This window comes from Microcystis sp. M_QC_C_20170808_M3Col (assembly GCF_007095505.1).
Classification (GTDB): Bacteria; Cyanobacteriota; Cyanobacteriia; order Cyanobacteriales; family Microcystaceae; genus Microcystis.
Genome location: NZ_SFBY01000152.1, coordinates 1 through 10,198 on the forward strand (window position 1 = coordinate 1; position 10,198 = coordinate 10,198).

The 10,198-nt window shown below is 40.4% G+C and carries 8 protein-coding genes and 1 pseudogene; 2 read left to right on the forward strand and 7 right to left on the reverse strand.

Features of this window, described 5'->3' with window-relative positions; genetic code table 11:
- Positions 1-385: 385 nt before the first annotated feature.
- The 7 genes and pseudogenes from mgtA to phaA form a co-directional block, all read right to left on the reverse strand.
- Positions 386-2,050 carry a magnesium-translocating P-type ATPase gene (mgtA, locus tag EWV84_RS07075; RefSeq protein ID WP_287077435.1) on the reverse strand — a complete coding sequence of 555 codons (1,665 nt, stop codon included), beginning with the start codon at positions 2,048-2,050 and terminating at the stop codon, positions 386-388.
- Between the two features lie 277 nt (positions 2,051-2,327).
- Positions 2,328-3,422 carry a class III poly(R)-hydroxyalkanoic acid synthase subunit PhaC gene (locus EWV84_RS07080; protein WP_286825396.1) on the reverse strand — a complete coding sequence of 365 codons (1,095 nt, stop codon included), beginning with the start codon at positions 3,420-3,422 and terminating at the stop codon, positions 2,328-2,330.
- A 192-nt stretch (positions 3,423-3,614) separates the two neighbouring features.
- Positions 3,615-4,609 (reverse strand): annotated as a pseudogene (phaE, locus tag EWV84_RS07085) (class III poly(R)-hydroxyalkanoic acid synthase subunit PhaE).
- A 79-nt stretch (positions 4,610-4,688) separates the two neighbouring features.
- Complete coding sequence (locus EWV84_RS07090; RefSeq protein ID WP_287077437.1) at positions 4,689-4,901, reverse strand: hypothetical protein; 213 nt, start codon at positions 4,899-4,901, stop codon at positions 4,689-4,691.
- Positions 4,885-5,079: a BrnT family toxin gene (locus tag EWV84_RS07095; RefSeq protein WP_287077438.1), complete on the reverse strand. Its 195-nt coding sequence runs from the start codon at positions 5,077-5,079 to the stop codon at positions 4,885-4,887. Before EWV84_RS07095 ends, EWV84_RS07090 begins: the two co-directional genes overlap by 17 nt.
- Positions 5,080-5,141: 62 nt before the next feature.
- On the reverse strand, positions 5,142-5,858 hold the full coding sequence (phaB, locus tag EWV84_RS07100; RefSeq protein WP_286825393.1) for an acetoacetyl-CoA reductase PhaB: 717 nt from the start codon (positions 5,856-5,858) through the stop codon (positions 5,142-5,144).
- A gap of 12 nt (positions 5,859-5,870) precedes the next feature.
- Entirely contained in the window at positions 5,871-7,061 is a 1,191-nt protein-coding gene (gene phaA / locus EWV84_RS07105) for an acetyl-CoA acetyltransferase PhaA (RefSeq protein ID WP_287077440.1), read from the reverse strand.
- Between the two features lie 219 nt (positions 7,062-7,280).
- Here phaA and EWV84_RS07110 point away from each other — a divergent pair, with 219 nt between their 5' ends.
- Positions 7,281-8,414 carry an FAD-dependent oxidoreductase gene (locus EWV84_RS07110; protein WP_287077442.1) on the forward strand — a complete coding sequence of 378 codons (1,134 nt, stop codon included), beginning with the start codon at positions 7,281-7,283 and terminating at the stop codon, positions 8,412-8,414.
- 284 nt (positions 8,415-8,698) lie between these two features.
- On the forward strand, positions 8,699-10,108 hold the full coding sequence (locus tag EWV84_RS07115) for an RNA-directed DNA polymerase (RefSeq protein ID WP_287077444.1): 1,410 nt from the start codon (positions 8,699-8,701) through the stop codon (positions 10,106-10,108).
- The last annotated feature ends 90 nt before the right edge of the window (positions 10,109-10,198 follow it).

A 10,198-nucleotide genomic window follows, 5' to 3' on the forward strand; every position in this document is an offset into this window, starting at 1 on the left:
TCGGGTTTTGAAGGGTTGTCATCCGTTGTGATAATTGTACCAGAAGGCAATTGATAGCCTGTTAAATTCCCTTGTTTCCACCACCTCCAAGCCGTTCGATAACTTATTCCTGTTTTTTTGCCTAGTCCGATAGTTTTGTCTGTACATATTACCATGAATAACTATATATGACCATATTTGTATTGAAACTTTACAATACTTTTACCTGTACACCGCTGTTATTGAGAGCAGCGATCGCCTGGGCTGCCGAGTCTTTAGGTGGATCGAGGAATGCAATCAAACCGATCAAAATTAAATCCTGTTCATCGGCAACGGAGTAACTGCGTTGGTCTAAGGGTAATTCTTTATGGCTCTACCGAACCTGTCATGTAAAACTATCAACAACTCATGCTTGTAAAGCTTGTATACTAAGGCTTTGAGTTTTTGTTAGATTGATATTTATCAACTTTAGAGCATTGCTGGGCAGCGCAATCACTCTTAGTCCATCTTCGTTGAGTTCCTGATTTAAATGAGCGACTTGTGCGTGGATCGAAGCATCAACGGGCAAAATCTGATCATTTACTTTGACCTGCGTACAGACTTGAAGAATTTCTTCAACAGCCCCTTTGCAAATTAGTTCATGGTGGTGGTTTTCTTCTTCCACCACAACGGACATACGACGACGGAGAAAATCAAAGGGAATTTCATCAACTTTGAGAAATTTATGTTCCACTTTTAAGGATTCGTGGAGTTCAATATGTTCTAGTACCGCTACATCAAGCAGATTCTTCAGACCTGTCTGGTAGAAGCTATTGAGAAAGGCAAATTCTAGAGCCTCTTCATTTTCTTCCCCATAAATGTCTAAGTGCATTTCCAAGACAATTTTGTCCTGGGTGAGGGTTCCCGTTTTATCGGTACAGAGAATGTCCATCGCCCCAAAGTTTTGAATAGCATCGATATTCTTGACGATCACCTTTTTCTCAGACATGGCGATCGCTCCCCGCGCTAGGTTTGCAGTCACAATCATTGGCAACATCTCTGGGGTTAAACCCACCGCTACCGAGAGGGCAAAAAAGAAAGCCTCTCCCCAGTTCTTTTTGATCAAACCATTGATCAGAAAAACAATCGGAGCCATCACCAGCATGAAACGCAGTAGCAGTAAACTGACATCATTCACGCCCTTATCGAAACTGGTCATGGTTTTCCGACCCACCAGGGTTTTCGCCAGAGAACCCAGGTAGGTATTGCTGCCAGTTTCAATGACAACGGCTGTTCCTGTGCCGCTGATCACGTTTGTGCCTAAGAAACAAAGATTGGCCAATTCCAAGGGATTTTGGCTTTGTAACTGATCGTTGGGCAACGTGGGTTGTTTCTCAACAGGCAAAGACTCCCCAGTCAAAGTACCTTGGCTCACAAACAAATCTTTAGCCGTAATTAAGCGCACATCCGCCGGGATCATATCTCCAGCCGCCAAGAAAACTACATCACCGGGTACCAAAAATTTAATGGGGATTTCTTGTCGGTCTGGAACATCAAGATTGAGGATCAAACCCATATCCTGTGCCAAGCTGGGAGAAATATCTTTCCGGGGCTCTTTTCGGCTCACAGTGGCAGTGGTATGTACCATTTCCCGTAGTTTTTCGGCTGCTTGGCTGTAGCGAAATTCTTGAGAAAAGCGGAGAATAACACTGAAAATCACCATGCTAAAAATAATTACGGCGGCTCTGACATCTTCAGTTAATAAAGCAATAACTGCCAGAATAATTAATAAAATCGCCAGCGGATTTTGAAACGTCTTCAACAACTGAACATACCACTTCGGTGGTTTCTCATGGGCGATCTCGTTTAACCCAATTTTGCTTAGTCGGAGATTGGACTGGAGTTCGCTTAATCCCTCGGAAGAGGTATTAAGCATTTCTAATACTGCTTCTATGTTGGCTTGAGCAAGCTGAATCAGTTTTGTAGATGATAATGGGGGAACAGAAGGAGCGGTCTGTGGTAGGCGACCAGATTTTCCTTTCCATCCCCAGATGCTCCTAAATATCGTTTTGTTGTGGGAATCGGGTTTCATTGCGATCACAGGTCAAATGGTCAAGTAGGTCAGATAGCTCGGATTATGCCAGAGATAGCTCGGATTATGCCAGATTGCCGAACCTTAAACTTAGTAATCTCTGGTGCGCGATCGATCAGCGTAACTCTGAAAGCACATTACTTACCGACAATTTCACGCTAATTTAACTCAGAACGCCAACAGATAAGCTTTAGGTTCCTCTCCTAGAGTGGATTGGCCACATGACTACTATAAACCCCTCTCCCAAACTGGGAAAAGGGGATATTTTCTAGGATTGTTAACCTCTTGCTTTTAACCAATCGCTAATAGCGGGGGGTAAATCCCGTTGCACTTTGCCACTGACATACATTCCGATATGTCCGACCGGGAAAGCACAAGCGGTATAGTCAGAAGTACCGATATAATTCCCTAAAGCGAGGGAAGAAGCGGGAGGTACAAGGTGATCTTTATCCGCATAAAGATTGAGAATTGGCATGGTCAGATTGTGTAAATCTACCCGTTTATCTCCTAACATCACTTCCCCTTTAATCAGTTTATTTTGCTGATAGAAATCCTTGAGAAACTGTCGATAGGATTCTCCCGCTTGGTCGGGACTATCAAAAATCCATTTTTCCATACGCAGAAAATTAACTAATTTTGATTCGTCTTCCATGATGTCAGGAAAATCAAGGTATTTCTGATAACCTAACTGCAAAGGTTTCAATTCTAGAAACTCTAAGTTGAGAAAATCTCCCGGAATATTGCCCATAGCATCTACCATTAAATCGATGTCTAATGCTTCGGAGCCTAAGGAACATCCCCCGCGCATATTTAAGAGGGTCTCGGTTTGATAAAAGTCCACCGGTGTCACCATTGTCACCAGATTTTTTATCTTATCGGGATAGAGGGAACTATAGCATAAACTAAAGGTTCCTCCCTGACAGATTCCTAACAGATTAATCTTGTCGAGATGGTGACTTTGACGAATAAAATCGACGCAATTATCGACATAATCATTGATATAATCATCAAGGGTTAACCAGCGATCGCTCCTCGTGGGATATCCCCAATCAATTAAGTAGATATCTAAGCCTAATTTCAGCAGATTTGCCACTAAAGAACGCCCCTCCTGTAAATCTACCATGTAGGGACGATTGACCAAAGCATAAACCATCAGCAAGGGAATCTCGAAGGGTTTTTCGACCACGGGTTTAAAGTGATAGAGAATGATTTTATCTTCCCGATAAACTGCTTCTTTTTCCGAGACTCCACACTGAATATCTTCTTCTTTAACTCGTTTGAGATTGTCTAAACCTTTGAGATTTTTCTGAGTTAATTCTAGATAATCTTGGGTAAAGTCTTCCAGTTTCACTTGCGTCAAAAATGGCCACATAATTTAATTCTCCTAGAAAAGTGGGGAAGTGGGGAAGTGGGGAAGTGGGGAAGTGGGGAAGTGGGGAAGTGGGGAAGTGGGGAAGTGGGGAGGTGGGGGAATTTCAACTAAAACCCTAAAACCCTAAAACCCTATCTCCTGAATCCTGAATCCTGACTCCTGATAACTTACCTGATTGTCAAGTACAATTAACTAATTGTTACTTTCTACTGCTTTTTTTCTCCTAAAGTTTTTTTGAGACTTTTTACCTCTTTGCGTAATTCATAGATAGTCCGATGAATTTCATCGACTTCGCTGCGGGTAGGCAGATTCATTGATCGCAGGTAAATTTCCATTAAATCCTGCTGTTTGAGGCGATAATCATTGAGGGAATTAATAAATTTTCCCCGTACTTTTAGGTTTTCTGGTTGACAAAAAGCCTTTTCAAAAATATCATCGGCGACTACACTCCACACATCTTGAAATTCTCGCCAATTCTTGACAGGTTGACCTTTTTGTGCTAGGAAAACTAATTTTTTAGTTAAAGCTTCAAAGGATTTAACTTGAATATCAGCCAGCACAATTTGATAGTTAATACTAGCTTGATAAAGAACCCGCCAAGTTTCAAAACTATCGAGTAATTTGCGGTTAAATTCTCGCGGCAATCCCAATAAAGGCATCTGTAACCATTGGCCAAAAGTTTCATCATAAAACTTCTGCCAGTAGATATTATTCAGTTCGATCAAAGAAGAACTATTACCTAACCAAGCTTTGGTTATTGTGTCATTTGACAGGACGAAAGGATCGAACCATAAATGATTGAGACTTTGCAATTGTTGTAGGTAAATTGTCCATAGTTGACTGACATCTTGACTACTTTTGGAAGTGGTGGCAGTAAAACTATTCAGTTGACCGCGCATCTGTTGGGTATAATTATTTAAAATTGTTTGCCAGTCTTCTCCTGTTTGCATTTTCGGGAAGATACTTTCCCAAGCTTCCACCGATAATTTTAGGAATTTGATCAATAAATCCCGATTATCAAAATAGCGCTGGGTTGCCTCTTGCAATTCTGGTTTAATATTGCCCATGGCCGGGGGTATTGCCCCCATCATATCAAACCAACTTGACCACATTTTTGTCCCGGTTTCTGTCCAAAGATTGACGTAATCGGCGGCCATCTCACTCCAAGCTTGTGTCGGTTTATCCATTATTTTTGCCCTTTTCCTTTAACGCTGATTTCGGTAGTTTAATAACCCATCCTACACCTGATAACTGATAACTGATAAGTCATATTTTTCCAGACTTGGCAATTTTTGCTAGCAATCTTAACGCTTCATTGACTGAGGCTGAATCTTGAAAAATTTCCGCCACATCGGGATCGAGAATGATCACATTACTAGCCTGTCGATAAGCTTCATAATATTTGCCACGAATACCACTGGAAAAGTCATATTCAGTCCGCATCTCGTCATTAACCGTTTCTTCAGACTCCTGATTCATAATTTTTTCTCTCCTGTTTACTAGCTAAACGGGCGCTAATTAAGCGAATTTCATTTTCTCTTTCTGTATGGGATTTGACTAACAGCTTTTGTAATTTTGACTGTCCTATCGTCAGAAAACGAAACTCACCCACTGAACCAAGCAACTTAGCAGCGACAATAACAAACACATTTTCCATCTTTGAATTAGATAACTGATAACTTACCCACTGATAACTGATAACTGATAACTGATAACTGATTAAGTGTGATGGGCCCCATTAACTCTGAGGACTTCTCCAGAGACATAACTGCTGGCAATAGGAGAGAGTAAATAGGCAGTTGCCCAGGCGATATCTGCGGGTTCACCGAAGCGACGACAGGGAATTTCTGCGGTGATTTTATCGCGAACTTTCTCGGGAATCGCTAAAGTCATTTCCGTGTTAATAAACCCCGGCGCAATCGCATTGGCGCGAATATTATAACGGGCAGCTTCTCGCGCTAAGGATTTGACTAAACCAATAACTGCCGCTTTTGTGGCCGCGTAGTTAGTTTGGCCGGCATTACCGCGATCACCGGAAATAGAACTAATACAAACGATCGATCCCGCTTGTCGTTCATACATTCCCTCAATAAATGGCTTAATCGTGTGATTAACCCCTTTTAGGTTGACATTAATCACTAAATCCCAATCTAGCGGCGTTAATTTAGGGAAAAAGTTATCTCTGGTAATCCCCGCGTTAGCGACGATGCCATACACTGGTCCCAATTCCGCTTCAATTTGTTGAGCTGCCGCTTCCATCGATTCCAACTTAGTCACGTCGGCCACAATGCCTAAACCCTGGGGATTATCGGTGGCTAAATCCGTGTAAGCCACCTTGGCCCCCAAATCTATCAAAAGAGAGACAATAGCCGCCCCAATGCCTCGATTTCCGCCCGTAACGACGATAACTTTTTCCTCTAGTCCCAGAGATACCATAGCTTTTTCCTCCTAAACTCTTTCAATTGCGATCGCTGTTCCGCCACCGGTCCCATGACAGATGGCCGCCATACCGAGGGTTTTATCCTGTACTTTCAACGCATTAATTAACGTCACCAGAATTCGCGCGCCGGAAGCGCCGATAGGATGACCCAAGGCGATCGCACCACCATGAACGTTTTGTTTTTCCCTCGCTAACCCCAGATCCATCTCAAAAAGCAGATTATTTAAGGCAAAAGCTTCGTTATTTTCCACTAAATCGAAATCTTCGATCGTTTTATCTAGAGATGATAGTAATTTTTTCACCGCTAGGACGGGGAATTCTGGGAAGCGCTCGGTTTTTCCAGCACCCACAGCGCCGCCAAGGATTTTGGCAATTGGTTTTAAACCGTACTGATCCACCGCTTTTTTACTGGCTAAAAGGATAGCGGCGGCCCCATCGGAAATCTGACTACTATTCCCCGCGGTTAAAACTCCCGACGGATTAAAAGCCGGCCGCAGTTTTCCTAACCCTTCTGGGGTACTATCGGAACGAATACCCTCATCTTGATCAAGAATTGTGGAACCTTTCTTAGATTTAAGCTCGATCGGCACGATTTCACCCTTAAACCAGCCTTTTTCTGTGGCTGTGGCCGCTCTTTGGTGGGATAAGGCGGCAATTTCGTCTAATGCTTGCCGAGAAACCCCGCGATCGAGACAGAGGCGATCGACTTGGGAACCCATGACCTCAGCCGTGGTAGCATCGGTTAAGCCATCGTGGAGTAATAAATCCGTTAATTGTTCTGGCGCACCCATGAGGAATTTATAACCCCACCGGGCCCGATGGGAGAGAAAAAAGCCGGTTTGGGACATGGATTCGATGCCACCAGCGAGGACGAGATCCGCTTCACCTGCGCGAATTGAGGTGGCAGCATTACTAACGGCAATCATTCCCGAAGAACAAACCATATCCACCCGATATCCGTCCACGCTTACGGGAATTCCCGCTTTAATCGCCGCTTGCCGGGGAATTAACTGACCATGACCCGCTCCCAAAACATTGCCGAAAATGTACAAATCTAGGGCTTCTGGGGGCAAATTAGCGATTTCTATGGCGGATTTCATCACTGTTGCCCCTAAATCGGCCGGGGATAATCCCATCAATCCCCCACCAAAACGACCAATTGGAGTCCGGACTGCGGCCACGATATAAACTTCTTGCATAGACTTCTCTCTATTGGGAAGCGAAGATATTAGATAGAATTTGCTTAAGAATATCGAGTCCGAAAAAAGCAAAATCCCAATTTACTGTCATTGGTTAAAATTTTATGGCCTCGATGCCTTGAGTTTTTGTCTATCTACCCTCGATTTTGCAACAGAATTTCTGGGTAAGAAGATATATTCATTAGAATTTAACTTTTCTGGCAGCAATCCCGTTTTTTTATGGATTTAGTCAAACGCTTAGTTTTTATCGGTGGTGGTCATAGTCATGCGATCGCCCTTCGTCTTTGGGGACAATCACCCCTAAAAAACGTTCAATTAATTTTAATTAGCGATGTCACCCATACCCCCTATTCGGGAATGTTACCCGGTCACATCGCCGGTTTTTATGATTTTGCTGAGACTCATATCGATTTACCTTCTCTAGCTAGGTATTCTCAAGCGCAATTCTGTTTAGCTAAAGCTACTTCCATAGATACGAAAAAATGTCAAGTAATTTGTAATAATTATTCACCGATTCCCTTTGATTATCTCTCGATCGATATCGGCAGTATCCCGGCAGTAGATAATGTTATCGGTGCTAAAGAGTGCGCTATTCCCGCCAAACCAGTGCCGATTTTTCGGGAAGGATGGCAAGAAATCCTCAAAAAAGCGGTTAGTAACCCTAATAATCCTCTCAATATCGTCATTGTGGGCGGTGGCGCGGGCGGGGTAGAATTAGCTTTAAATATGCAGTCCCGTTTGTCCAAAATTCTCAACTCTAGCAGTAATTTGAATTTATCTCTAATTCATCGAGGAAAAAAACTACTACCAGCCCATAATAATTGGGTCGGTCAACGTTTAGAGAAGATTTTTAAACAAAGGGGAATTAGATTATATTTATCAACGGATGTAATAGAAGTAAGACCGGATCAAGTTATCTGTTCATCGGGGTTAGTTTTACCCATGGATTATACAATTTGGGTAACGACTGCCTCGGCCTCTAGTTGGATTAAAGAGTCGGGATTACTGACAGATGAAAAAGGGTTTATTTTAGTGAATAATTATCTGCAATCTCTGTCTCATCCCCATATTTTTGCCGTGGGAGATATTGCCACGATTCCAGATTATCCCCGTCCGAAAGCGGGAGTTTTTGCCGTCCGACAAGGAAAACCTTTATACGATAATTTACAAAGAATTCTGCAAAATCGGCCCTTAAAACCCTATTTTCCCCAGAAAAATTATCTGAGTTTAATCGGTACAGGAGACCAAAAAGCGATCGCATCTTGGGGCGGTTTCGCATGGCAATCACCGTTATTATGGTTATGGAAAGATCGGATCGATCGAGCTTTTATGAGACAATTTGAACAGAAATGATGAGTTGCTTTGTCATAGGATTGAATGGCAGTTTAAGTCGGTTGGGAGGTGTGAGAAGCATGACTTAAAGTTGTTGTCTAAATGTCCAAATCGTGAGAAAAAGTTTAAGATTGCTGCTTTGTGGGAGTTTGAAGAATTTGAAGGCGCAGTTTGCGATCGCTGTTTTCTCTCTTTTGCTGAGATGAGAAACTGCAAACATCGAAAGAATCTTAAAAAATTTGGCTCTAAGGGAAAAATAAATAGCAATATAGCTCTAACATAGATTTAGAGCCAAGAGGATATTTATGCTTAATTTTAACATAGAAGACTATTTAACGGATGCAAAATTAATTAGAATGTCAATTTACTATGCAATGTATAGTAGGCTTAATGACGATTACTTTTGTAATTTTTTTGAACTAAGTATCAATTGTAAAAATGAAAATAAAATCAACCTTTTAGTTGAATATATTAAAAATATCTACTCTTTAAAACAACCTTATATACCAGATGAGTCATTTGCTTATGCTTATCCCAAAGAAGATGTCTTTATTAGAAGATGTGTATATTTGCCTTTCAAAGAATATGCAATTAGATATCATTTGATTAATGTCCTTTCCTTGACAGTTGAAAATTCTTTTATTAAAACAAGCTATGCTAACAGAACTCAACGTTCACTCAGTGGATTTATCCATTTGTTTAAACCTTATAATCCTGAATATAAAAAATTCATCCAATGGGGGGAAAATCTTATTAAAGAATTTAAAAAAGACCAGAGAGAGTCTTATTTATTAAACGCCGATATAACATCATTTTATGATAGCGTATCACCTAATTACTTAATCAATAATCTCTTTAATTTAACAGGGAGTATTCTACCTCAAAAATATAAACCGTTGTTGCAGAAAATATTGCAGCCAGAAATTGAATTTTACTCGGTTATTGATGGCTTATTAAAGGTAGAAAAAAAAGAACAAGGGCTTTTAGTAGGTAATGGAACTGATGGCTATTTGGCAAATATTTTACTAAGTAAAATAGATGAATTAATGATTGCTTATGGCTTTCATTATGCTCGATACGTTGATGATATTAAAATTATTACTAATACTAAAGATGAAGTAATCAAAGCGGTTAATATTTTGCAAGAAGAACTACATAGGATAGGACTAAACTTAAACTCGGCAAAAACGAAAATTATACATAATCCTAAAGTCAAAGATTTTTTTAGAAAAGATCATCAAATAGCTTATGGTAATGAACTTATAAATGAGGAACATTGGGAAGATAATCAGAAAACAAAAAAAGATGAAGATGAAGATTTTGACATAAATACTATTAATCTTACAGCCAACCTTCAAAAAAAAGATTGTGATCGAATAACTAATTATTTATTTGATGTAAAAAATGATCATGATCCTGATTACGATGAAAACTTGGTTATACAATTAATCAATAAAATCCCAGAAATAATTTGTAAGTACCCAGAAACAATCATGAAAAATACTTGGACTATTGTTAGATTTATTATCTTTGGATTTCCTAATAACATAATGTTTTCCGCATACAAAGCAATGAATGAAATTTTTAAGGATCAAAATATCATGGATTATGCCAGAACAAGATTAATTTATCATTTAGTAAAACCTCGAAAAAAAGATCCGCGATATATTCTCATGATGATTAAAAAGGCTCTTCGGGAATTGTTATGCAAATAATTAACTTAAAATAAAATTCGATGAGAGCAACTACGCTCAAAAGTAGCTGAAATTCATACAGGAAAGGACTTAAGGCACAAAAGGGTTAAT

Coding starts and splice junctions, on each gene's coding strand:
- EWV84_RS07115 (WP_287077444.1), top strand. CDS start 8,699: ATGCTTAATTTTAACATAGAAGACTATTTAACGGATGCAAAATTAATT.
- EWV84_RS07110 (WP_287077442.1), top strand. CDS start 7,281: ATGGATTTAGTCAAACGCTTAGTTTTTATCGGTGGTGGTCATAGTCAT.
- mgtA (WP_287077435.1), bottom strand. CDS start 2,050: ATGAAACCCGATTCCCACAACAAAACGATATTTAGGAGCATCTGGGGA.
- EWV84_RS07095 (WP_287077438.1), bottom strand. CDS start 5,079: ATGGAAAATGTGTTTGTTATTGTCGCTGCTAAGTTGCTTGGTTCAGTG.
- phaA (WP_287077440.1), bottom strand. CDS start 7,061: ATGCAAGAAGTTTATATCGTGGCCGCAGTCCGGACTCCAATTGGTCGT.
- EWV84_RS07090 (WP_287077437.1), bottom strand. CDS start 4,901: ATGAATCAGGAGTCTGAAGAAACGGTTAATGACGAGATGCGGACTGAA.
- phaB (WP_286825393.1), bottom strand. CDS start 5,858: ATGGTATCTCTGGGACTAGAGGAAAAAGTTATCGTCGTTACGGGCGGA.
- EWV84_RS07080 (WP_286825396.1), bottom strand. CDS start 3,422: ATGTGGCCATTTTTGACGCAAGTGAAACTGGAAGACTTTACCCAAGAT.